The organism is Aromatoleum toluclasticum ATCC 700605, from assembly GCF_000378245.1.
GTDB lineage: Bacteria > Pseudomonadota > Gammaproteobacteria > Burkholderiales > Rhodocyclaceae > Aromatoleum > Aromatoleum toluclasticum.
This window is the reverse complement of record NZ_KB899503.1, coordinates 87,826-110,813: the sequence shown is the minus strand read 5'-3', so window position 1 is coordinate 110,813 and position 22,988 is coordinate 87,826. Positions and strand designations below refer to the sequence as shown.

Sequence of the window (22,988 nt, the reverse complement as noted above, 5' to 3'; positions counted from 1 at the left end):
AGTCCTGTACTGCCTTGCGCCGCTTATCCCTTCGACGGGGGCCGCGCGCCTGCAACGCTTACCGGTCGCCGACCTCGACGACCACCGCCATCGCCGTGTCACCCGCCGCGCAGCCGGTGAAAAGCCCGAAGCCACCGCCGCGCAACGTCAACTCCTCGACGAGCTCGATGATCGCGCGTGTGCCCATCGGCGCCTGCGGATGGCCCCACACCAGCGAGCAGCCGTAGTTGTTCATGCGGTCGAGATCTGCACCGGTCTCGCGGGCGAAGACGATATCGTTTACCGCGAACGGGTTATGGGTCTTGATCGCGGTCATGTCGGCGATGCCGCGGCCAGCCTGATCTAGCGCTCGCCGCGCAGCCGGGATCATCGCTTCGGGCATGTGGGCGAGTGCGGTGCGCGCCAGGCCGAAACCATGCAGGCGCACCGCGATGGACGGGTCGCGCGACAGCTCCTTCGCGCGCTCGGGCGTTGTTACCAGGATCGCCGCATTGCCATCGGCCGGGTGCGTCTGGGCGCCGTACGTTACCGTGCCGCCTTCCATCGCCGGCTTCAGTTTTGCGAGGCCCTCGGCCGTCGATCGGGACACCCCTTCATCGCCGTCGAGCGAACCCGCGCTCTTGCGGAAGTCCGCGCTCGGCACGTCGAACGGCAGCGTCATGAAACGTCGCAGGAAGGCCGAGTCGTCCTTCAGCGCATCGGCGTATTGCGCCTCGCGCCGCAGCACCAGTTCGTGCTGCCGGGCCGTGCTGACACCGTGCTTTGCCGCGACGTTCTCCGCCGTCTGCAACATCGAATGTCCGCCCAGCGGGTCGCAGCCGAAGTTGTCCATGACCCAGTTCTCGGACGCGCCGGTGCCGCCGGGGCCTTTCGGATTCGGATAGTAGAGATGCGGGCCGTTCGAGGTGCGATCGCAATTGACCGCCAGCGCGACCTCGGCGAGACCGGCTTCGATCTCCTGCGCCGCGGCGAGGAGCGTCCGAACGCCGGTCGCGCAGGCCTGCATCATCGTCGGCCCCCCGGCGCGCGTCGCACCGACCAGACCGGCGAGCCAGGGCAGGCCGTAGAAGGCTTGCTGCTGCGGCACGGAGAAGCCGAGCACGCCGTAGTCTATCGACTGCGGGTCGATGTTCCGCTTCGCGAGTTCGTTGCGCGCGACGTGCGCGGCGAAGCGCACGCTGTGCAGCGACGCGAAACTGCCCTGCCAGCGCGCGAAGGGCGTGCTCCAGTAGGCGCCGTACGGAATTTCGGCCGTGTAGCGTGTCATCGTCTGCGGTCTCCGGTATTTGTTCTTCTAGCGCACGGGCAGTCGAATGCCCGGGTCAGGCCTGGCCGTCTTCGGTGAGGCCGACGGCGGCGATGAACGCCCGCTTCGCCTCGACGAGGTGTTCGAGCATGGCTGTGGCAGCCGTGTCGCCGTCACCCGCAGCCAGTGCCGACGAGATGCGGTTCAAGCCGCGCAGCACGATCGTGCGGATCTCCGGATCGTCGAGCGTCAGCGTGCGGATACGCTGCATGTGATCGGCGTACTGCTCGACGATGCGCACGAGCCGCGGATTCGGCACCACGGCGAGCCACGCGGCGCGGAAGCAGATCGTCGCCTCCCGGAACCCTGCGGCGTCGCCCGCCTTGTGTGCGCGGACGATCGCCGCGAGCGCGTCCTCGATGCCGCGGCGGTGCTCGGACGAGCGCGTCAGCGGTGCGATGCTACGGATCGCCGCCGGCTCGATGAGGAAGCGGATCTCGTAGATGTCGTTGACGTCCTGCAGCGTGAGCGCCGGCACGACGAAACTGCGGTTGTCGGACACGAGCAGGCCTTCGCTCGCGAGGCGCCGCAGCGCTTCGCGCACGGGAGTCCGCGAGACGCCGAGCTTTTCCGCGAGCTGGACTTCCTGCAGCGGTTGGCCGGCGAGGATCTGGCCGCTGCGCAGATGATCACGCAAGGTGTGATAGACCCGTTCACCGAGGGCAAGAGGGCGTTCGACGGGCTGAAGCGTGGAAACCATATTCCGGAGCCTTTGATGGTTCGTTGTTGGCGGCGGCTTTCGAGTTGATGTGTACTGTATACAGTATTTTTTAGGGTGTAAAGTACATCTTGTCTCTACCGGTGGAATCGGCTTCGGCACGGACTTCGCCGGTCCCGCGTCCGAAACTGTCCGCCCCCGAAAGCCGCTGCAGCAGTTTGCCGGCACGACGGCGGCTTGGCTATGATGGATATCCAATCAATTGAGTGATGCGCATGAGCCTTGATGCCTGCCATGAAGAAGAGCGTCGCGCCCCGGACGTCGAGGCTGCGATCCTTGGGCTCGCGCGCGACGAGCCGGGGCTGGGCCAGGCCGCGGTCTCGGCGCGGCTGCGGCGCGACGGATTCGCGATTTCGCCCTCCGGGGTGCGCTACATCTGGCAGAAGCACGGCCTCGAGACTGCCGTGAAACGCTTGCGGGCGATCGCGCAATCGACGAGCGAGGGCGTCTCGGCGCTGACCGATACCCAGCGCGGATTGTTGGCGCGCGGGGCGCTCGCTGCGCAGCTCGTCTCCGCCGACGCCGCGACCGACGGCGAGCCGCCCGACCGCCGTCAGGTGATCCTCGATGCGGCGGCCGCGCTCTTCGCGGAGCAGGGCTACGACAGCACTTCCATTCGCGACATCGCCAGCCGGGTCGGGCTCCTGCCCGGGTCGATCTACCATTATTTCGCGTCGAAGGAAGAGCTCTATCTGGCTGTGCACCGGGAAGGCTTCCGGCGCCTGATGGCCGCCGTCGCAGACGCGCTGGCCGGTGCGAGCGATCCGTGGGAGCGACTCACCCGCGTCTGCCAGGTGCACGTCGCGGCGATCACCAGCGGCACCTATATCGACCGCGTCACCGGTCACAGCCTCGCGATGACGGGCAACCCGGAACTCTTCGCCAAGATCCGCCCGATGCGCGAAGCCTACGAGAACGTCTACCGCGGGCTCATCGAGGACTTGCCGCTCGCACCCGGTGCCGACCGCAGCCTGCTGCGGCTGATGCTCCTGAGTTTCCTGAACTGGGTGCACGTGTGGTATCGCGAAGGCCGGCGCTCGACCGACGAGATCGCCGCGGCCATGGTGGACACGCTGCGCCACGGCGTGGAATCGCCCGGCATCGCGTCGAAACCCCTGTCGGCGTTCTGAAGATTTCCGGTGCTCGCCTCTCGGTGCCGGTTCATCCGGCGCCGGAGCGGTTGCTTTTTTTCTTAAGTGCACAGGATACTGTATACATCAAAGATAAACGGCGGCAGAAGACCGCCCACCGCCCTGAACGGGTGCCCCAGAGGAGTTAGCCGGCCGGCGCCGTGTGGTCGGCCGATAAGGATGCGTGCCGCAAAGACGGTTCGCCGCTCACGAGACAACCGAAGGAGGCTCCCTGATGGTCACCCGTTTCGCCAATCCGCTGCTCGCCACGCCGCAGCGCCCGCTGCCGCGCACCGTCGCGATAATCGGCGCCGGCACGATAGGTCCGGACATCGGCTATTACCTGAAGAGCGCATTGCCGGGCCTGAAGCTGATCCTCGTCGATGTCGCCCAGGCGGCCCTCGACAGTGCATTGCAGCGCTTCGCGGACTACGCCGCAAAAGCGGTCGCGAAAGGCAAGATGAACGAGGCCGAAGCCGCGGCGGTCACCTCTGGCGTCGTCGGCACGCTCGACTATCGCGACCTCGCAGAAGCGGACTGGGTGCTCGAGGCGGCAACCGAGAACCTCGCATTGAAACGCCGCATCTTCGCCGACGTCGAGGCGGTCGTCGCAGCGGACGCGCTGATCACGTCGAATACGAGCTCGCTGCCGGCAGCGCAGATCTTTTCCGCGCTGAAGCACCCCGGGCGCGCCACCGTCACGCACTTCTTCGCCCCCGCCTGGCGCAACCCGGTCGTCGAGGTCGTCCGCTGGGCGCGCACCGATCCGGCCGTCGTCGAATACCTGCGCTGGGTATTCTGCACGACCGGCAAGGTGCCGCTCGTCACCGACGACGTGGCGTGCTTCATGCTCGACCGGATCTTCGACAATTGGTGCAACGAGTCGGGACTGCTGCTCGACCGTGCGACCGCGGCCGAGATCGACAGCGTCGCGGGCGAGTTCGTGCACGCGGGGCCGTTCTTCGTCCTGAACCTCGCCAATGGCAATCCGATCATCACCGAGACGAACACGCTGCAGGCCGAACTCGAAGGCGAGCATTATCGCCCCGCGCTCGTGTTCCGCTCGGTCGACCGCTGGCTGACCGCGCCCCCCGGAAAGCCCGTCGGCGTCGCGGACGATACAGTGTCGATCGTGCGTGAACGCCTGCTCGGCGTGCTGTTCTCGCAGACGGTGGACATCCTCGACCGCGACATCGGGGAACCGGCCGACCTCGATTTCGGCTGCCGTCAGGCGCTCGGGTTCAAGAAGGGGCCGCTGGAGCTGATGCGCGATCTCGGCGAGGCCGACGCTGGCCGCATGCTCGCGCACTTCTGCGACGAGCGCCGCGGCATGCCGGCGGCGCGAAAACCGCTCGGCGACTACCAGGGCTTCCTGCGCCATGTGCTCGTGGACGACATCGGCGACGTCAAGGTCATCACGCTGCGTCGCCCCGAAGCCCTGAACGCGCTCCACGACGAATTGACCGACGAGATCCTGTCCGTCATCCAGCGCTTCGAACACGATCCGGCCGTGGCGGGCTTCGTCCTCGTCGGCTACGGCAACCGCGCGTTCTGCGCCGGCGGCGACATCGGGCGCTTCGTCAACATGCTCGGCGATGCGCCAGCGTCCGCGCAGTACGCCCGCGACTGTTCGCGTCTGCTCGTGCATCTCGATCGCATGAAGAAGCCGGTTGTCGCCGCGATCAACGGCATGGCGCTCGGCGGCGGCTTCGAACTGGCGATGCGCTGCCACGGCATCGTCGCGCTGGCGAGCGCTTGGATGCAGATGCCCGAGATCACGCTCGGCATCGTCCACGGCATCGGCGCGATGGTCGTGCCGTATCGTCGCTGGCCGCAGGCGTCGGCCGAATTCCACGGCATGCTGCGCCGGGCCGAGCGGCTGAAGGCGACGAAGGCGTTCGAGCTGGGCGTCGTCGACGGACTCGCCCGCGACTATCCGGAACTCATCCAGGCCGCCGTGGCCCGCGTCAAGGCGCTCGACGGCAATGTGGGGGGCATCCCGGACGGCGCGGTGGAGATCGCCCGGCTCGACCCCATCGCCCCGGTCGCCGCCAGCGGCCAGCCGCTCAGCGCCGAAGTCATCGGCATCCTCGAGCGGGCAGTGGAGGCCGCAGCAGCTGCGCCGACGTTCGAGGATGCGCTGGAGATCGGCTACCTCGCGTGGGGCGACAGCGCCTGCACGGCCGCTGCCCGCGAAGGCATCACGGCCTTCCAGGAGAAGCGCAAGCCGGATTTCACGAAGACGCCGTGAGGGGAGGGGGCCATACCGGGTGGGGGGGGCGCCCGAGGCGGCGCGTGGATACATTGGGCCCATGACCACGCGCAAGGGAGATACCACGATGACAGACCTCAGCAACGCCATCGCGTTCGTCGGCGACGCCGAAGCGAGGAAGTCCGCTCCGGCGCGCCCGGCGATGTTCGAGCGCGAGGTGCTGGTGCGCTTCGCGCATTGCGACCCGGCGGGCATCGTGTTCTATCCGCAGTACTTCGTGCTCCTCAACGGGCTTGTCGAAGACTGGCTCGCGGACGGGCTCGGCACCTCGTTCGCGGATCTGATCATGACGCGCCGGCTCGGAATTCCGACGGTGCGCATGGACTGCACCTTCACGCGGCCGAGCCGGATGGGCGACGCGCTCGTGCTCGGGCTCACCGTCACGCGCATCGGCGAAAGCTCCATCAATCTCGACGTGCAGGGACGGGTCGGCGATGAGCTGCGCCTGCGGGCCAGGCAGACGCTCGTCACGATGGACCTCGAGACGATGAAGTCGGTGGCGATCCCCACGGACATCCGTGAGCGTCTCGGGCGCTATTGCCAGCCGGTGCCGGAGATCGCGCCCGATGGTCTTTCCATTCCCGCCGACGGCACGCGGCGGGAAACTGACGGAGGCAAGCATGCAGATTGAACTGGAAGCGGACGAACTCGCGACCGCAGAGGATTGCTTCGGCGACCTCGCGCCCTGGCAAACCATGCTCGACCGGTGCGCCGTGCTCTTCACCGACATGGACGAAGGCTCGTCGGTCGGCTTTGTGCCGCGGAGCGGCTCGGGCATCCAGCCCGGCAAGCATGTCGCGGGGCTCGTCGACAACCACGGCGACGTGCCGATGATGAAGTGGACCGCCCACGGCAGCGGCATGAACGCCAGCCTGATGCCCTACCGCGGCTTCCAGGACGCGCGCGTGGATCTCCTGTTCGTCGCGGACGACGCGGCGCTCGAAGCGATGCGCGCGAGCCTCGCCGGAGACAGCTTGTCGCTGATCAAGCGACTGATCCGGCAGGGGCATATCATGTTCTTCGTGCTGCGCACGAAATTCGAACTTCAGGACGCGGGCTACGAGGAATTCCTCGATACGCTCGGCCTTGCCTTCCTCGGAGCCTGCCGATGATCTTCCAAAATCCCGCCGGCGCGCCCGAGCTCGCGTGCGAGCAGTGCGGCTGCCGCTGGTTCGACCGCATCCACGACACCTGCTATGAGTGCGGCACGAAGGTGAGCGACGAATCGATCGCGGAGTTCAACCAGGCGGTGGAGCGCTTTCGCGCGCGGGAGACCCTTCGCGCCGACACGCCGGAAGCATCGGCGAATTCCTCCGTCCGCTAGGTTCCGCATCCTGAATCCCGCCGCAGCCCGATGAAGAAGACCGCGACTGCCGTCCCGTATCGTCTCGCCCTGAAGACGATGCCGCCGCATTCGGCGCGCCAGGCGGTGGCCCCGCCGCGGCTGCTCGCGAGGCTGCGCGAGGCCGTCGAGCAACCGCTGGTGGCGGTGACTTCGCTCGCCGGTTTCGGCAAGACCTCGCTGCTCGTGCAGCTGCGCCGCGAACTCCTCGCACCCGGCGCGGCCGTAGCGTGGCTGACGATCGAGGCGAGCGACGACCGGGCGAGCGTCGCGCCCGCGATCATCGCGTCGCTGAGCACCGCGCTCGGGCTCGAGATGCCTGCGCGCGCCTTCGATCAGGTGGGGCAGGCCGGTGCGGACCTGTGGGCCGCGAGCGAGCTGCTCGTGCAATTGCACGAACTCGCCCGCCCGACCTGGCTGTTGATCGACGACCTGCACCAGCTCGCCGACCGCGACGCGATCGATTTCATCTACTACCTCGTCACGAACGCGCCGTCCAACTTCCACGTCGTCGTCAGCTCGCGCACCGACCCCCCGTTCCCGGTCGAGGAACTGCGCGCGCACGGGCTCTACACCCAGTTCGTCACCGAGGACCTGCGTCTGCGGCTGGAGGACACGGTCGGCTTCCTGCGCCGGCGCCTCGGCGACGAGGTCGATATCGAAACCGGCGCGCGCCTGCACGAGCGTACCGAAGGCTGGCCGATGGCGCTGCAGATCGTGACCTCGGCGATGGCCCGGCGTCGCGACGTCGCCGGAACGGTGGCGAGCCTGTCCGGAGCGAGCGGGGACGTGGCGCGCTATTTCTCCCAGTTCGTGCTGGAAAGTCTCGACGAACGGGCGGTCGCGATGCTGGTGCGCGCGTCCCTGCTCGAAACCCTGCATCCGGGGCTGTGCGCGGCGCTCGGGGGCGGCGTCGACGCGGCCGAGATCCTCGTCCGGCTGGAGCAGCAGACCGGCCTCGTGACGTCGGTCGACGGTGGTGACGTCTACCGCATGCATCCGTTGTTCCGCGAGTACCTCGCGAGCCTTCTCGCGGAGCTGCCGGCTAGCGAACGCACCGCGCTGCACGCGAAGGCGGCGGAATGGTTCGCGGCCCACAACATGCTCGAACACGCCGCCGAGCACGCCTTCCTCGGCGGACTCGAGACGCGGGCGATGGACTGGATCGAGAAGCGCGTGCGTTACCTCGGCGTGCAGGGGCGCATCGTCGAGGTGCTCGCGTGGCTCGACCGCCTGCCGCCGGAGGAGATCGCGCGGCACGAAGGCATCCAGCTCACGGCGGCGTGGGCGTGCGCGTTGTGCTACCGACCGCAGGACGCGGAGCGCCTCACCGACGTGATCCTGGCGCGCGCCGGGGTGACGCCCGAGGTGGTGCTGCAGGCGAACATCGTGCGGTCGGCCGCGGCGATCCATTGCGACGACTACCAGCGCGCACGCGGCTGCATCGACACCTACGACCCCGCGCTCGGTCCGCTCTACTGCAACACGCTCTCCTTCATCGCGATCCACAGCGGGTTCCCGGAGCGTGCGCGCTACTACCAGCAGATTTCCGACGGCCACGGCCGCGTGGCGCGCAGTTTCTACGATTCGATCTACGGCGCGTTCGCGGTCGGGCTCAGCTACCTGATCGAAGGCCAGGCGAAGGAAGCCGCCGGCGTATTCGCTGCGGCGCTCGAACGCGCGGAGAGCGTGACGGGATGGCGGTCGATGCCGGCCGCGATCCACGCGGCGGGGCTCGCCGCTGCGAACTGGGAACTCGGCGCGGAAGACGAGGCGCGCGCGCTGCTCGCGAACCGGCTCGACCTGATCGAGCAGGCCGCGCTGCCGGACGCGGTGATCCTCGCCTACCTGACGCTCGCGCGCTACGAGAGCCAGAAGGGCAGCGAAGGCAAGGCCTTCGACGCGCTCAACAGTCTCGCCGCGATCGGCGAGCTGCGCGGCCAGCCGCGCCTCGTCGCCGCAAGCCTCGGAGAACAGATCCGCCAGCACGCGATCCGCAACCGGCTCATGTCGTGCCGCATGCTGATGAACGGTCTCGACGCGATCGCCACCGATCCGGACCGCGGCGATCGCGGTCTCGAAGCGGAATTGCGTCTGATCCGCGAAATCGCGGCGGCGCGCGTCGCCCTCCTCGAGCACGACGATGAGGCTGCACTTGCCGCGCTCGATCACGCCGGCGAGATCGCCGCACGGCTGCGGCGCGGGCGAGATCAGATCGCGGTGCGCATCGTGCGCGCAAGCAGCCTGCGCGACGACGACGAGGGCCCCCGCCTACTCGCCGAAGCGCTAAGTCTCGCCGAGTCCTTCGGCCTCGTGCGCGTGCTCGCGGACGATTGGCCCGCCGCACTCGACGTCCTGCCGGAACTCGACCGCTCCGGCTGCGGTGCCGCGGCCGGGGTATCGTCTGTTTTCGTCGAACGCGTCACCGAGCGCTGCCGCGTCGGCTGGGTCCCCAAGGCCGCGGCTCCCAAATCGGCCGCTACGAACCAGCGCCCCGCGCAGCTGTCAGCACGCGAAATGGAAATCCTTGGCGCGCTGGCACACGGGCGGACGAACAAGGAAATCGCGAACATCCTCGACGTCGGTCCCGAGACGATCAAATGGCATATGCGGAACCTGCTGTCGAAGCTCAACGCCGCGAACCGCCGGCATGCGGTGGATCGCGCGCGGCTGTTGGGGATCCTCGACTGAGCCCGGTCGGCACTCCTGCTCAGCGATTCGCCTGATCGTGGTCATGGCTGCCGCTCCACAGGGTTGAAGGTCGATCAGGCAGGCCTGCGGAAGTCGTCCGCGAGCCACGCATGCGCGCTGGCCGTTGTCAGTTTGAAGCCCGTATCGACGCGCAGCCGAGCCAGTTCTTCACCCGCGGCGTCGTAGGCCCCCAGCAGGGCATGGGGGTCGTATTCGTCGACCACGATGTCGAGCGTGACGATGACCGGGCCGGACCCGGTGTTCACGGTGATCTTCTTGTGAAGCGTCGCATGCAGCTGTTGCTCATGGCGGCGCAGGACTTCAGAGGCAGTCTTGACCAGGGTGTTGAATGCCGAGGAGTCGAGGGGCTTCGGGTTCTTCTTGTCGCGCCCCATCGTCCAGGGGCCGACCAAGGCGGGCTCGGGCTCGCCATCCTTGATCATTTCGACCGCCCATCCTTCGTCGTCCATGTTCTTGATGACGCGGGCGGTCCAGCCTTCGTCGCGCCACAGGCGTGGCTCGTTCACCGGGGTGGCCGCCTCGTCCGCTGCTGTTTCGTTCATTGCATTCGATGTCATGCGCGGATTTTACGTCGCGTGACGCTCACGACGCGAATCGTGGTTCGGGACGATCGCTCGAAGGACGGGTTCTGCGCCGGTTGGAGCCGGGCCTCGCGGAATTGCTGCGGGGCCGCGCGCCGGATGCGCTCGCGGAATTCCGCGAGCCCGGACTCGACCTGGACAGGTAACACGGAAAACGTTGCGGCCGGAGTCAGCTGCGCGTGTCCTTGCGACCCTCTTCCCGAATTTCGCGCAAGACTTCGCCTTCGATCACCATACTGTCACCCGCCGCCGGGCCGCGCGGGGCGGATCCTCCGGCCTGCGCCCGGGCTTCCTGCATCACCTTGCGCAGCGCGCGGGTTTTCCACCAGACATAGCCCCAGATCAGTCCGCCCGCTGCCACGACGACAGCGAAGAACAGGATGGAGAAGGTCAGCGCGAGGCCGAAGACGAGCACGGCAGCGGCGATCGCAGCGACCTTCTGCAGCGGGCCGGCAGGCTTGGGCGGGTTCTGCTTCAGATTGTTGAACAGGGCGTCGAGTCTCGGATCGCGTTGCATGCGGGGTCCTGCTTGTGGCTTGGCTTAGCGGATGGACGGGAGATGGCGATGGGAGTTCCGGTGAGGCGGAGCCGATTCTCGCCTTGGCGCACCGCAACGCGACGATTGCCGCCTCGTGGCTTCAGCTCCGGCTCGCCGCCTCGATCTCCTCGGAAAGCTGCAGCCAGTTGTCCTCGTGGGTGGTCAGGAGTTCTTCGATCTGCTGCAACTCCTTTCCCAATTCAGCGAGCAGCTGCACCGACGGCGAACCGGCCAGGCGGGCTTCGGTGGCGTGCTTGCGCGCTTGTACGTCCAGGATCGTCTGCTCCAGTTTGCCCAGGTCGCGCTTGAGGCTCTTGAGTTTCTCCGGACTGATCCGGTTGGCGGGAGCGGGTGCCGGCGCGGCTTCGTGTTTCGGGCTCTTGAGCGAGGCCTTGAGCTCTTCGCGGGCGCGGCGGGCTTCGTCGAGCAGGTATTGCTGGTAATCGTCCAGATCGCCGTCGAAGGGCTCGACGCCGCCGCAGGCCACCAGCCAGAACTCGTCGCACACCGAGCGCAGCAAGGCGCGGTCGTGGGAGACCAGCATCACGGTGCCCTCGAATTCGTTGAGCGCCATCGCCAAGGCTTCGCGGGTGGCGAGGTCGAGGTGGTTGGTCGGTTCGTCCAGCAGCAGCAGGTTGGGGCGCTGCCACACGAGCATGCACAGCACGAGGCGCGCCTTTTCGCCGCCGCTCATGGTGCCGACCGGCTGCTGCACCATGTCGCCGCTGAAGTTGAAGGTGCCCAGGAAAGTGCGCAGATCCTGCTCGCGGCCGCTCTGGCCCGCCGGCAGGCCTTCGCGGGCCATGCGGACCATGTGTTCGAGCGGATTGTCCTGCGGACGGAGCACGTCCAGTTCCTGCTGCGCGAAATAGCCGATGCGCAGGCCCTTGCCCTCGGTGACAACGCCGCTGATGGGAGTGAGGTCGCGCGCGATGGTCTTCACCAGCGTGGATTTGCCGCGGCCGTTAGCGCCCAGGATGCCGATGCGCTCGCCCGCCATCACGGACTTGTTCACGCCCCGCACGATCACCGTCGGCGGCGTGCCGGCCGGGGCGCCGTCCGCCGGCGGATACCCGAAACAGGCGTCTTCCATCGCCAGCATCGGGTTGGGCAGGTTGAGCGGCTCCTTGAACTCGAAGGTGAAGTCGGCGCTCGCGAGCACGGGCGCCAGCTTGTCCATGCGGTCCAGCGCCTTGACCCGGCTCTGCGCCTGCTTGGCCTTGCTGGCCTTGGCCTTGAAGCGGGCGATGAACTTCTGCAGGTGGGCGATCTTGTCCTGCTGCTTGGCGTAGGCGTTCTGCTGCAGTTCCAGCTGCAGCGCGCGGGTGTCTTCGAAGGTCGAGTAGTTGCCGCCGTAGCGGGTCAGCTTATGGTTGTCGATGTGCACCGTGACGTCGGTGATGGCGTCGAGGAATTCGCGGTCGTGGCTGATGACGACCAGCGTGCCCGCGTAGCGCTTGAGCCAGGCTTCGAGCCAGACCAGCGCGTCGAGGTCGAGGTGGTTGGTCGGTTCGTCGAGCAGTAGCAGGTCGGACGGACACATCAGTGCGCGGGCGAGCTGCAGGCGCATGCGCCAGCCGCCGGAGAAGCTGTTCACCGGATTGCACAGCTCGGTGGTCTTGAAGCCGAGCCCGAGGATCAGCGCCTGGGAACGCGCCTGCGCGTCGTGCGCCCCCGCGTCGTGCAGGGCCATGTAGGCGTAGGCCATGCGTTCGCCGTCGTCGCTCGCTTCGGCCGCGGCGACTTCCTGCTGCGCGGCGAGCAGCGCGGTGTCGCCCTCGATCACGAAATCGGTGGCGGACTGGCTGGTTTCCGGCATGTCCTGCGCCACCTGCGCCATGCGCCAGGCCGCCGGCATGTGGAAGTCGCCCGCGTCCTCATGCAGCGTGCCGTTGAGCAGGCCGAACAGCGAGGACTTGCCGGCCCCGTTGCGCCCGACCAGGCCAACCTTTTCGCCGGGGTTGAGCGTGACGGAGGTGCTGTCGAGCAGCACCTTGGCGCCACGACGGAGGGTGACGTCCTTGAGGGTGATCATGAGATAAGGCTCTGGTATCAGGGAGTTGCAGTTGCGGGCGGATAGGGGAACGAACGCGCACGGGACCGCACTGCGGAGCTCGACCGAACCGGGAAGGGCGCTAGGATACTTGCTTTGGCGATGTGTCGGTGCTGCAGGCGAAGGCGACGATCTGCTTCCCGAGCATCATTTTCACCGCAAAGCTCCGCAAAACGGGGCAGGCCGGAGCGATGCAGATGCGCCCGATCGATGCTGATTATTTCGATTTAATGAAGAATGTTTTTGACCATTCTTCGTTTATGGGTTTTGCTTTAGTCGCCACAATACGTCCCGAAATCGGCCGAACGTCTTAGTACCTTTTCTTCACAGGAGCAAATCATGGCCAACGTACAGAGCGGACAGAACGGACAGACTGCGGGTCTCCTTATCGGGCGGATCCTCCTGGGGCTGATCTTCGTCATTTCCGGCATAGGCAAGATCGGGAAATTTGCCGGTGTCGCGGGCTATATGAGTTCGAAGGGCATCCCGCTGAGCGAAGTTCTACTGGTCGGCACGATCGCCCTCGAAGTGCTCGGTGGCCTGGCCATCATCATCGGCTGGAAAGCGCGATGGGCGGCGGCTGCCATCGTCCTTTTCCTGGTTCCGGCGACGTTGGTCTTCCACCAGTTCTGGGCAGCCGATCAGGCCAGCTATCAGAACCAGCTGAATCACTTCCTGAAGAACCTCGCGATCATGGGCGGCATGATCTATATCGTTCTGACGGGCCCGGGGAAGCTCAGCCTGGACCGCAGCGCCGCAAACGAGGCGATGTCTTCCGCCCGCTAGAAAAACCGCGGAGGAGCGGTCAGTCTGCCTGACCGCTCCTGTCCCGAATGCGCAATCGCCGTACCACTGGCACAAGCTCGTCGAATTGAGCAGAATCAGCGGTTGGCGCGGGCATCCTTGCCCCGCCCTTAGCGGGTCGTCGCACCTTCCGGCGGAGGTGTCCCGGACCTGCAACACGGGTTTCTTCCATCGCCTACGGGCGTGGGAGGGAGGAAGGCTCCGATCGCGTAAAGCGGAGACAGGGAAGGGGACAAGATTGCACCGGCAACTGAGCGGCACATTGAACTTTCGCAGCCTGGCGGGCTTGCCGACAAAGGACGGACGTCGCATCGCGGGACATGTGGTGCTGCGCTCGGACCAGCTGGATCGTCTGCAGCCAGCGGACTGGGAGGTGCTTGCTTCGCTCGGCGTGAAGACGGTGTGCGACCTGCGCACGGCCTCCGAGCGCAACCGGTTCCCGAACAGCCTGCCGAAGCAGGGCATGAGGCAGATCCCCATCGAACTCGTCGGCGATGTGCGATCCAACCCCGAACTGGTCGAGCCGCTGCGCACGCGCCACGGTGTCGAAGGCGCCGTCGAGATGATGAGGCAGCTGTACCGCCAGTTTCCCGAGGCACTCGCTCCACATCTGTCCACGCTGTTCCGCCTTTTTCGCGAGGACGAAGTGCCGGTGCTCGTGCATTGCGTCGTCGGGAAGGACCGCACCGGCTTCACCGTCGCGGTGATCCTGCACGCGCTGGGTGTCGCGGATGAAGCCGTGATGGCGGATTACCTGCTTTCGGCGCGCATTCGTGAAATGGCGGATGAGGAGCGTCGCGCGGCGACAGCACGGATCATCAACCGCATCACCGAACGGGATGCGACGGAAGCAATGATCGACGCGATTCTCGACGCCCGCCCGGAGTATCTGAGCGCTGCCCTGGACGCCGTGAATGAGCGCTACGGATCGATGCTGGGCTACCTGAGGGCGCGGGCCGGCCTGGACGAGCAGGCGCTCGCCGAACTGCGCGAGCGCTGGCTGGAATCACGATAGGGCGGACTGGCGCGGCGCCCGCTCCGGCACGCCGGCGTTTCTACGCCCTCGTAATGTGACGGGCGAAAAATCCGGGCAAGCCGAACCTCATTGACCGCATCCCGCCCCTTCGGCAAGCTTCGCGGTTTTGCGGAGAGGGCGAATGCATAACGAGCGCTTCGTCGGCGCGGCATACGTAGCGGTGTCGGCATCGGCCTTCGGCGCGATGGCGATCTTTGCCCGGTTTGCGCGCGACAGCGGTGCGGACGTCGTGACGGTCCTGTTCCTGCGCTTCGTGATTTCCGCCGTGCTCATGTCGGCCGTGATGTTTGCGACCCGGCGCCGCTGGCCTTCCGCACGGAATACGGCGATTCTCGCTGCCATGGGCGGAATCGGGTACGTCGCCCAGTCGTATGCCTTCTTCGAGGCGCTCAATTTCGCTTCGGCGGGCCTCGTGGCCCTGCTGCTGTATCTCTATCCGATCCTCGTGACGGTCCTGGGCGCGGTATTCCTGCGGCAGCGGCTCACGACGGGGCGCGTGCTCGCCGTGCTGACTGCGCTGGCAGGAACGGCGCTGACGATCGGCGGCGAGCTCAGCGGGCGTCCGCTCGGGGTCGTCCTCGGGGTGAGCGCGGCCTTGATCTATTCCGTCTACATCCTCGTCGGCAACCGCGTGATGAGCCAGGAGGCGCCGCTCGCGAGCGCGACCGTGGTGATGATGGCCGCGGCCGTGGTGTTCGGCGGACTGATCGGGGTTTCCGGCGCCGCCTGGCCGCAGGGCGCGACAGGCTGGATCGCCGTGCTGATGATCGCCGTCGTGTCCACCGTGATTGCGATGGTCAGCTTCTTCATCGGAATGCAGAAACTGGGCGCGGCCGATGCCGCATGCCTGTCGACGCTCGAGCCGGTCGTCACCTTCGTGCTCGCGGCGATCTTCCTCGGCGAGGCCATCGCCCTCAACCAGGTGCTCGGCGGCGCCGTGATCCTCGGTGCGGTGATCTGGCTCGCGCGGCACCCGCCGGCCGCGACTGCCTTGCAAGTGCGCGAGGAGCGCGGATGACCTTCGCCGCGCCTTTCGCAGGAAGGCGCGGATGCCCGATCAGTCGCGGCGCTTGGGCAGGTCGGGCGTGATGTGGCGCAAGTCGGCCGCATACATGCGCGAGTTCTGCACGTAGTTCTTCGCGTTCTGGCGCAGGTCGGCGATGTCCTCGTCGGTGAGCTCGCGGATGATGCGGCCCGGCGAGCCGACGACCAGGGAGCGGTCGGGAATGACCTTGCCTTCGGGAATCAGCGCGTTGGCGCCGATGATGCAGTTCTTGCCGATCACCGCGTGGTTGAGGACGACCGCGTTGATGCCGATGAGCGTGTCGTCGCCGACCGTGCATCCGTGCAGCATCACCATGTGCCCGACGGTGACGCCGGAACCGATCTTCAGCGGCACGCCGTCGTCGTTGTGCAGGACCGACCCGTCCTGGATGTTGGTGTTATCGCCGATCGTGATCGGATCGTTGTCGCCGCGGATCACCACGTTGTACCAGACGCTCACGTTGGACCCGGCTTCCACGCGCCCGATCACCGTGGCGTTGTCCGCAACCCAGCACCCCTCGCCGAAGCTCGGGACATGTTCGCCCAGCGCGTAAATCGCCATCTTTTCTGTCTCCGTTGGAGCCGGCGGTGCGCGCCGGCAGCCCGCAATCATAGCAGGCAGTGTTAGCATTCGGCGCCTGACCCCGTTCCGCATCCTCCATGCTCAGTTACCGCCACGCCTTCCATGCCGGCAACCACGCCGACGTCCTCAAGCACTTCGTGCTGATCGAGCTCCTGCGCTATTTCAACCGCAAGGACAAGCCGTGGTGGTACATCGACACGCATGCCGGTGCGGGCTGCTATGCGCTCGACAGCGAGCAGGCCGGCAAGAACGCCGAGTTCGCGGGCGGGATCGGACGCCTGTGGGGGCGCGACGACCTTCCCGAGGCGCTGCGCGCCTATATCGACGCGGTCGCCCAGTTCAATCCGCACGGGCGGCTGACCTTCTACCCGGGCTCGCCCGCGCTGGCGATGACGCAACTGCGCGAACAGGACCGCATGCGCCTGTTCGAACTCCATCCGGCCGACGTCTCGTTGCTGGAACAGACCTTCGCGCGCGACACGGATCGCGTTCAGATCCGCAAGGCCGACGGTTTTGCCGGATTGCGCGGTCTGCTGCCCCCGGCTGCGCGGCGTGCGGTGGTGCTGATCGACCCGCCCTACGAGGTGAAGGAAGATTACAAGCGCGTGGTCGATACCGTCGCCGACGCGATGAAGCGCTTTCCGGGCGGCACATACGCGGTGTGGTACCCGATGCTGGCGCGCCCCGAAGCGCGGCAGCTTCCGGAGCGGCTGGCCGGCCTCGAGGCGGAGAGCTGGCTCGACGTGCGGCTCGCGCTGCGCAAGCCGGGGCGCGATGGCTTCGGGATGTTCGGCAGCGGCCTCTACATCGTCAACCCGCCGTGGGTGCTGCCGCAGACGCTGGAGTCGGTGATGCCGTGGCTGGTGCGCGCGCTCGGCGAGGACGAGAACGCCGGGTTCGATCTGGAGCACCACATCGAATGAGCGCCCCCGCCCGGCCGCCCGAAGGGGGCGCTCTTCCTCCCTTGGGGAGGGTGTCGCGCAGCGACAGGAGGGTAGTCCGGTGACCGGGCAGGACAGCCTCGACGAGCTGCGCGACGCGCTGCGCGCATTTGCCGCCGAACGCGACTGGGAGCGCTTCCACACGCCGAAGAACCTGGCCATGGCCCTGTCCGGCGAGGCCGGGGAGGTGATCGAGCACTTCCAGTGGCTGAGCGGCGAGGACTCGGTCGCATTGCCCGAGCAGACGCGGGGTGAGGTCGCGCTGGAACTGGCCGACGTGCTGCTCTACCTCGTGCGTCTGGCCGACGTTCTCGGCGTCGATCTGGCTGATGCCGCGAGGACGAAAATGCGCATCAACGCGGATCGCTATCCCGTCGACAAGGCCCGCGGACGGTCGGAGAAATACGATCGGCTCTGAGGAGCAGCCGGATTCTGCGAAAATGAGCGGCTTCGCCGTTCGCATAGTGGTCAGCTGAAAGTTGGAACTCAAACACATCGACGAAATCGACAAGGCCACGCGCCAGGGGCACGGCGAACTGCTGCGCCTGGGGGCGACCATGCTCTTTGTCGTCGGCGTGATGCTGTATGCGGCGCTCAAGGGCGGCGCGTCGGGCGGCGTGCTCGTGGTGATCGGCGCCGTCCTCGGTGCGTACATGGCCATGAACATCGGCGCCAACGACGTTGCGAACAACGTCGGGCCTGCCGTGGGCGCGCAGGCGTTGACGCTCACCGGCGCGCTCGGTCTCGCGGTGGTGTTCGAGGCCGCGGGTGCCCTCATCGCGGGGGGCGACGTGATCCGGACGATACGCAGCGGCATCATCGATCCCGCGGACATCGGCGACAGCTGGACCATGGTGTGGGTCATGATGGCCGCACTCCTTGCAGGCGGCCTCTGGATCAACGTCGCGACCGCATTCGGTATGCCGGTGTCTACGACGCACTCGATCGTCGGCGCGGTGCTGGGCGCCGGTGTCGCTGCGGTGGGTTTCGACATCGTGAACTGGAGGGTCGTCGGCGCGATTGCGGCGAGCTGGGTGATCTCGCCGGTGTTGGCCGGACTGTTCGCGGCGCTGTTTCTGTACCTGATCAAGCGCCGCATCACCTATCAGGCCGACATGGTCGCGGCCGCGCGGCGCGCGTTGCCCGGGCTCGTGGCATTCATGGCGTGGTCGTTCTGGACCTTCCTGCTGATGAAGGGTTTCGGGCGGCTGTGGGCCGCGGATTTTACCGTGGCGGCGCTCAGCGGCATCGCCGTCGCGTGCGTCGCGTACCTGTACGTGCGGCGGACCCTGTCGAACCCGAACTACATCATCGCGAATACCAAATCGGGCGTGAACCGCCTGTTCAACCAGCCGCTGATCTTCGCCGCAGCGCTGCTGTGTTTCGCGCACGGGTCGAACGACGTGGCCAACGCGGTCGGCCCGCTTGCGTCGATCGTCGATTCGCTCGCGCATCTCGACGGGCCTGTCGCGCAGGTGACGCCGGTACCCTACTGGGTGTTGCTGACCGGCGCCCTCGGCCTGGTGCTCGGACTCGCGCTGTTCGGCCCGCGCGTGATCCGCACGCTCGGCGAGGAGATCACTGAGCTGGATCAGATGCGCGCGTTCAGCGTGGCCCTGTCCGCGACGGTGACGGTGATCACCGCCAGCGTGCTGGGCCTGCCGGTCAGTTCGACCCACATCGCGGTCGGCGCGGTGATCGGCGTCGGTTTCCTGCGCGAGTACCTCAAGGGCAATTACGCCCGCATGGTCGCGGAGATGAAGGCGCACCACCCGGCGGACGACCAGGCGGCGATCGACGATTTTCTCGGCCGCTTCGAGCGTGCCGGCGTGTCGGAGAAGAAGGCGCTGCTCGCCGATCTGAAGGCGCGCTCCAGGGAGAAGGCCGATCCGGCGAACTTCTCGAAGCGCGAGCGCAAGGAATTGCGCGAGGTCTATCGGAAGGAACTGGTCACGCGCACGCAACTGCAGCGCATCTTCGCGGCGTGGCTGCTGACGGTGCCGTTGTCGGCACTGCTGGGCGGCGTGTTCTTCTTCGTGATGCGCGGCATGGAGCTCGAATGATGATCCGCTGTCTGCACCCGTTTTTGCGGAATCCGCGACAATGACTTTTGCCGAGTTGCTGGCCCTGATGCTGCTGTGCCTGTGCGGCTGGTTCTGGCTGGACAGCGCCAGGACGCGCGAAATCGGCGTCCAGGCGGCGCGTGCGGCGTGCCGTCGCGAAGGCGTGCAGTTCCTCGACGAAACGATCTCGGGCCGCTCGTTCCGTTTCGTTCGCGACGAGGACGGCCGCTTGTGCCCGCAGCGCGTCTACGAGTTCGAGTACTCGGTTTCGGGCAATGATCGCGTGCGCGGTTCGGTGATGCTGCGCGGCAAGCACGTCGTGATGCTCGAGATCGGCACACAAGGGGCGCCGACCTTCACCCTTCACTGAAGAGGGGAGTCAGCGCGCGCTGCGCCCTGAGACCGCGTACAGGAACTCGCTGCGCAGGTGCTCGCGTGTCTCGAATTCGCCGGCGAAGGCCTGCGTGACGACGCGCTCGTCGCCGCGCCGGTCCTCGCCCAGCAGCAGGCACAGCTGTTCCGCCTCGATGATGCACGCGGCACCCCGCGCATGGCCGTGCTGCAGCAGGGCATCGGCGATGTCGCGGGTCATCCACTCCTGATACGTGAAGCGGTGCCCGATGGCATCGACCAGGCGCGCGATGCGCCCGAAGCCGTGCAGGCGCCCGCCGGGGAGGTAGGCGACGTGAGCGACGCCGCGGAAGGGTACGAGATGGTGCGGACACACGCCATGCACGGCAATGCCGCGAATCACGACCATGTCCGAGCGTTCGTCGGGGAAGCCGTCGCCGAGTGCTTCGGCGGGATCGAGCTCGTAGCCGCCAAGCAGGCGCCGCTGCCACAGTTCGCGCACGCGCGTCGCGGTGCGGCCCATGTGGGTGGCGTCGGGGGCTATGCCGCAGGCGGCCAGAAGGTCGTTGACCGCGCGCTCGAACGCGGCAGGGTCGAATGATCCGCTGCGCGGAATGCCGACGCCGGTGCAGGGAGCGTGGGGCGGGTGTTGTTCGTCGAAGTGGCTCATCGCGGTCTTTCCCGGTCCGGAAGGCAGCCGATTCCGGTGCCGGAGCTGGTTGCAGGATCGCAGAATAGCACCTTGCGGACCTCGAGCCGCATTCGGCGCCGTCTCGTGCGGGGGATCGCAGCGCTGTGCGGCATGAAAATGCTGCGTAGCAGCAAAATGGCCTTTGCGCCTATATCTTTGGAAATATTGCGACGCAATGTGAGCCTTTTGACGGTGGGATCTTGCGGGACTTTGCGCAATGCAGCATGCTACTCCCACGGCCATCGAATCTCTTCATTCGAGCAGGGCTTCGACGGGCTCGGCCCGACCTGTTCTCGTTGCCGGATCGATAGCCATCAGGGCGCCTTGGCGCCGTCACCCTCGGCAAGCATGCAATGACACAATCAAGCTACATCTTCATGGATTTCGATGGCGTCACCCATCCCTGGGGCGAGGTCGAGGACTTCCGCTGCCTGCCGCAGATCGAAGCGGTGGTGAGGGACTACGCGGAGGCGCGTATCGTCATCACCGCTGACAGCCGGGCGCATTTCACGCTGGCAGATCTCGTCGCCCGCTTCGCCGAGGATGTCCGTCCGCGCGTGAGCGGGGTGACGCCGCACCTCGTCCCGAGGAGTGGCGCCGAGCTGCACGGCCTGCGGGAGCGCGAGGCAATGTTGTGGCTCGCGCAGCATGTGACGGACACGTCTTCTGCATCCTGGTGCGCGCTGGACGACGCACCGGGCAACTGGCTCACCCGCTCGCGCCTCATCCTCACCGATTTCAAGCGCGGTTTCGGTGACGAGGACGCGGCCGCATTGCGGCGCATGCTCGACAGCTTCCGTTCCGGCACGGCCCAGCCGCTCAAGTCGCGCGAGCCCTCCTTCCTGCGGCGAGCCTGACGGGGCGCCGTCAAAGCGACCAGAGCGGCGGCTCGTCCATCGCGGCGACCTGCTCGCGCAGTTCCAGCACACGGTCCTGCCAGTAGCGCTGGGTGTTGAACCACGGGAAGGCGAGCGGGAAGGCCGGATCGGTCCAGCGACGGGCAATCCACGCCGAGTAGTGGATGAGGCGCAGCGTACGCAGCGCCTCCACGAGATGCAGCTCGCGCGGGGAGAACTCGTGGAAATCCTCGTAGCCGGCCAGCACGTCACCGAGCTGGCGGCTCATTTCCTCGCGCGAACCGGACAGCAGCATCCAGAGATCCTGGATGGCGGGCCCCATGCGGCTGTCGTCGAAATCGACGAACTGCGGCCCCGGGGCGGCGGCGGACTCGCTCCACAGCACGTTGCCGGCGTGGCAGTCGCCGTGCAGGCGCAGGTGCGCGACGTTGCCGGCACGCTCGAAGCAGCGCCGCACCCCGTCCAGCGCCTGGTCCACGGTGCTCGTCCACGCTGCAAGCAGGTCGGCGGGGATGAAATCGTGGTCGAGGAGGTAGCGCCGCGGTTCGACGCCGAAGCTCGCAATATCCAGCGTCGGCCTCTCGAGGTAGGGCTGCAGGGCGCCGACGGCGTGGATGCGGCCGATGAAGCGCCCCATCCATTCCAGCGTTGCCGGGTCGGACAGCTCGGGCGCGCGGCCCCCGGCACGCGGGAAGGCCGCGAACCGCTGGTCCGCGAAATGGTGCAGCGTGGCACCGCCGAGCACGAGCGGCGCGACGACGGGGATCTCGCGCGCGGCCAGTTCGGTGACGAAGGCATGCTCTTCGGCGATCGCCTCGTCGCTCCAGCGCGCGGCGCGATAGAACTTCACGACCAGCGGCGCGGCGTCCTCCATGCCGACCTGATAGACGCGGTTCTCGTAGCTGTTCAGGGCCAGCATGCGGCCGTCGGGGCACAGCCCGACACTCTCGAGCGCGTCGAGAATGAGATCGGGGGTCAGGGATTCGAAGGGGAGGTCGGACATGGTCATCGCCATCGAGGAGGATGGACGCATTCTGGCAGGAATGACGCATTGCACAAGACCGGCCCTTGCGGCGTCGGGCGATATTTGCCGTCCGCTCGCGCGGGGCTCAGAATACGGCCCCTTCCAATCATCCTTCCAATCCTCCTTTTCCCGGACCGCAGACATGACGCAAGACGTATCCGCCGAACCGATCCCGGTCGACTCCCTCGCCGCACTGGCCGCGGTCGACGTGCAGAAGCTCGCCGCGCGCATGGCGCAGGACGGTTTTGCGCAGGTGTTCCGCCTGACGCTGGACGAGGACGATGCGGGTCGAACCCGCGGGGTCGAGACGCTCGCCGCGGCGCTCGGGAACTGGAGCCGTGCCGCAGCCGACGATGATGCGCGGGCACTGCGCCTGGCGATGCTCGTCTCGGGGCTGGACCAATGGGGGCTCGCGTACAGCCAGGCCTTCGGGCTGGTTGCGATTCCCGGTCTGTCGGAGCTCCTCGGCGCCCTGCGCACCGCGCTGGGGCCCGAGCAGGACGCGCGCTTCCAGCGCCAGTTCGCCGAGATTGAAGAAGGCGAAGGCAACGCCATCGACTTCAAGATCGACCTCAGGCGCGGCATCCATCTCGCCCTCTGGCACGCGATGATCGCCAGCGACGAGCGCGAGCAGGCGACAGCGATCCTGACCCGTCTCGGCGGGATGATGTTCGCGCTGACCGAGATGATGCCCGTGCTCGGCTGGCGCCTGGTGGCCGATGCGGTCGCACATATCCAGATCCAGTGCCTGGCCGAGGGCCTGGCGGCAGACGGGCTGGCGCGCGAAATGAACGAGTCGCTGTTCGGTGCCTTGTCGCGCGAACTGCCAGCGCAGTTCCGCGACCGCGTGATGGCGCACGCGACACAGGCGGTGCTCGCGTGGCAGCAGGCGCGCCGCGCCGCCGGAAGCACCACGCACTGAAGCGCTGCACAACCCATCAA

Annotated in this window: 24 protein-coding genes; 16 read left to right on the top strand and 8 right to left on the bottom strand. The window is 67.0% G+C overall.

Going from position 1 to position 22,988, the window contains the following annotated elements:
- Positions 1–58: 58 nt before the first annotated feature.
- Both F464_RS0119715 and F464_RS0119710 read right to left on the bottom strand, forming a co-directional pair.
- Entirely contained in the window at positions 59–1,267 is a 1,209-nt protein-coding gene (locus tag F464_RS0119715; RefSeq protein ID WP_018991576.1) for a thiolase family protein, read from the bottom strand.
- A gap of 55 nt (positions 1,268–1,322) precedes the next feature.
- Positions 1,323–2,006: a GntR family transcriptional regulator gene (locus F464_RS0119710; protein ID WP_018991575.1), complete on the bottom strand. Its 684-nt coding sequence runs from the start codon at positions 2,004–2,006 to the stop codon at positions 1,323–1,325.
- A gap of 227 nt (positions 2,007–2,233) precedes the next feature.
- Here F464_RS0119710 and F464_RS0119705 point away from each other — a divergent pair, with 227 nt between their 5' ends.
- The 6 genes from F464_RS0119705 (at position 2,234) to F464_RS0119680 (ending at position 9,459) form a co-directional block, all read left to right on the top strand.
- Positions 2,234–3,154: a TetR/AcrR family transcriptional regulator gene (locus tag F464_RS0119705; RefSeq protein ID WP_018991574.1), complete on the top strand. Its 921-nt coding sequence runs from the start codon at positions 2,234–2,236 to the stop codon at positions 3,152–3,154.
- A gap of 235 nt (positions 3,155–3,389) precedes the next feature.
- On the top strand, positions 3,390–5,405 hold the full coding sequence (locus tag F464_RS0119700) for a 3-hydroxyacyl-CoA dehydrogenase/enoyl-CoA hydratase family protein (protein WP_018991573.1): 2,016 nt from the start codon (positions 3,390–3,392) through the stop codon (positions 5,403–5,405).
- An 88-nt stretch (positions 5,406–5,493) separates the two neighbouring features.
- On the top strand, positions 5,494–6,057 hold the full coding sequence (locus F464_RS29080; RefSeq protein ID WP_018991572.1) for an acyl-CoA thioesterase: 564 nt from the start codon (positions 5,494–5,496) through the stop codon (positions 6,055–6,057).
- A complete protein-coding gene (locus tag F464_RS0119690) occupies positions 6,047–6,538 on the top strand; it encodes a hypothetical protein (protein ID WP_018991571.1) in 492 nt (163 codons plus the stop codon). Before F464_RS29080 ends, F464_RS0119690 begins: the two co-directional genes overlap by 11 nt.
- Positions 6,535–6,750: a hypothetical protein gene (locus tag F464_RS29075; protein ID WP_018991570.1), complete on the top strand. Its 216-nt coding sequence runs from the start codon at positions 6,535–6,537 to the stop codon at positions 6,748–6,750. The genes F464_RS0119690 and F464_RS29075 overlap by 4 nt, the downstream gene beginning before the upstream one ends.
- A gap of 30 nt (positions 6,751–6,780) precedes the next feature.
- Positions 6,781–9,459 carry a LuxR C-terminal-related transcriptional regulator gene (locus tag F464_RS0119680; protein ID WP_018991569.1) on the top strand — a complete coding sequence of 893 codons (2,679 nt, stop codon included), beginning with the start codon at positions 6,781–6,783 and terminating at the stop codon, positions 9,457–9,459.
- A 74-nt stretch (positions 9,460–9,533) separates the two neighbouring features.
- Here the strand turns inward: F464_RS0119680 and F464_RS0119675 are convergent, their stop codons facing one another.
- The 3 genes from F464_RS0119675 to F464_RS0119660 all read right to left on the bottom strand — a co-directional run bounded on the left by F464_RS0119675 (position 9,534) and on the right by F464_RS0119660 (position 12,634).
- Positions 9,534–10,022 (bottom strand): hypothetical protein, encoded by a 489-nt coding sequence (locus tag F464_RS0119675; protein WP_018991568.1) that lies wholly within the window; start codon positions 10,020–10,022, stop codon positions 9,534–9,536.
- A gap of 208 nt (positions 10,023–10,230) precedes the next feature.
- The gene (locus F464_RS0119665) at positions 10,231–10,578 is read right to left on the bottom strand and encodes a type II CAAX prenyl endopeptidase Rce1 family protein (RefSeq protein ID WP_018991566.1); all 348 of its coding nucleotides are present in this window, start codon (positions 10,576–10,578) and stop codon (positions 10,231–10,233) included.
- Between the two features lie 121 nt (positions 10,579–10,699).
- The gene (locus F464_RS0119660) at positions 10,700–12,634 is read right to left on the bottom strand and encodes an ABC-F family ATP-binding cassette domain-containing protein (RefSeq protein ID WP_018991565.1); all 1,935 of its coding nucleotides are present in this window, start codon (positions 12,632–12,634) and stop codon (positions 10,700–10,702) included.
- A 128-nt stretch (positions 12,635–12,762) separates the two neighbouring features.
- Between F464_RS0119660 and F464_RS0119655 the strand changes: the two genes are divergently transcribed.
- The 4 genes from F464_RS0119655 to F464_RS0119640 all read left to right on the top strand — a co-directional run bounded on the left by F464_RS0119655 (position 12,763) and on the right by F464_RS0119640 (position 15,510).
- A complete protein-coding gene (locus tag F464_RS0119655) occupies positions 12,763–12,966 on the top strand; it encodes a hypothetical protein (protein WP_018991564.1) in 204 nt (67 codons plus the stop codon).
- Between the two features lie 25 nt (positions 12,967–12,991).
- Positions 12,992–13,438, top strand: a complete 447-nt coding sequence (locus tag F464_RS0119650; protein WP_018991563.1) for a DoxX family protein — start codon at positions 12,992–12,994, stop codon at positions 13,436–13,438.
- 157 nt (positions 13,439–13,595) lie between these two features.
- Positions 13,596–14,471, top strand: a complete 876-nt coding sequence (locus tag F464_RS0119645; protein ID WP_269744909.1) for a tyrosine-protein phosphatase — start codon at positions 13,596–13,598, stop codon at positions 14,469–14,471.
- 142 nt (positions 14,472–14,613) lie between these two features.
- On the top strand, positions 14,614–15,510 hold the full coding sequence (locus F464_RS0119640) for a DMT family transporter (RefSeq protein ID WP_018991561.1): 897 nt from the start codon (positions 14,614–14,616) through the stop codon (positions 15,508–15,510).
- A gap of 39 nt (positions 15,511–15,549) precedes the next feature.
- On the opposite strand, the gene F464_RS0119635 is transcribed toward F464_RS0119640, so the two are convergent.
- Positions 15,550–16,098 carry a gamma carbonic anhydrase family protein gene (locus tag F464_RS0119635; RefSeq protein WP_018991560.1) on the bottom strand — a complete coding sequence of 183 codons (549 nt, stop codon included), beginning with the start codon at positions 16,096–16,098 and terminating at the stop codon, positions 15,550–15,552.
- 98 nt (positions 16,099–16,196) lie between these two features.
- On the opposite strand from F464_RS0119635, the gene F464_RS0119630 reads away from it, so the two are divergent.
- From F464_RS0119630 to F464_RS0119615, 4 genes are all read left to right on the top strand, one after another.
- Positions 16,197–17,042, top strand: a complete 846-nt coding sequence (locus F464_RS0119630) for a 23S rRNA (adenine(2030)-N(6))-methyltransferase RlmJ (RefSeq protein ID WP_018991559.1) — start codon at positions 16,197–16,199, stop codon at positions 17,040–17,042.
- 79 nt (positions 17,043–17,121) lie between these two features.
- Positions 17,122–17,478 carry a nucleotide pyrophosphohydrolase gene (locus F464_RS0119625; protein ID WP_018991558.1) on the top strand — a complete coding sequence of 119 codons (357 nt, stop codon included), beginning with the start codon at positions 17,122–17,124 and terminating at the stop codon, positions 17,476–17,478.
- Between the two features lie 61 nt (positions 17,479–17,539).
- Positions 17,540–19,123, top strand: a complete 1,584-nt coding sequence (locus F464_RS0119620) for an inorganic phosphate transporter (protein WP_018991557.1) — start codon at positions 17,540–17,542, stop codon at positions 19,121–19,123.
- Positions 19,124–19,163: 40 nt separating this feature from the next.
- Complete coding sequence (locus F464_RS0119615) at positions 19,164–19,493, top strand: DUF3301 domain-containing protein (protein WP_018991556.1); 330 nt, start codon at positions 19,164–19,166, stop codon at positions 19,491–19,493.
- Positions 19,494–19,502: 9 nt separating this feature from the next.
- Here F464_RS0119615 and folE read toward each other — a convergent pair whose 3' ends face one another.
- A complete protein-coding gene (gene folE, locus F464_RS0119610; protein WP_018991555.1) occupies positions 19,503–20,144 on the bottom strand; it encodes a GTP cyclohydrolase I FolE in 642 nt (213 codons plus the stop codon).
- Between the two features lie 374 nt (positions 20,145–20,518).
- Here folE and F464_RS0119605 point away from each other — a divergent pair, with 374 nt between their 5' ends.
- Positions 20,519–21,022 carry an HAD domain-containing protein gene (locus F464_RS0119605; protein ID WP_018991554.1) on the top strand — a complete coding sequence of 168 codons (504 nt, stop codon included), beginning with the start codon at positions 20,519–20,521 and terminating at the stop codon, positions 21,020–21,022.
- A gap of 10 nt (positions 21,023–21,032) precedes the next feature.
- Here the strand turns inward: F464_RS0119605 and F464_RS0119600 are convergent, their stop codons facing one another.
- Entirely contained in the window at positions 21,033–22,025 is a 993-nt protein-coding gene (locus F464_RS0119600; RefSeq protein ID WP_018991553.1) for a serine/threonine protein kinase, read from the bottom strand.
- A gap of 163 nt (positions 22,026–22,188) precedes the next feature.
- Between F464_RS0119600 and F464_RS0119595 the strand changes: the two genes are divergently transcribed.
- Positions 22,189–22,968: a hypothetical protein gene (locus F464_RS0119595; protein WP_018991552.1), complete on the top strand. Its 780-nt coding sequence runs from the start codon at positions 22,189–22,191 to the stop codon at positions 22,966–22,968.
- The last annotated feature ends 20 nt before the right edge of the window (positions 22,969–22,988 follow it).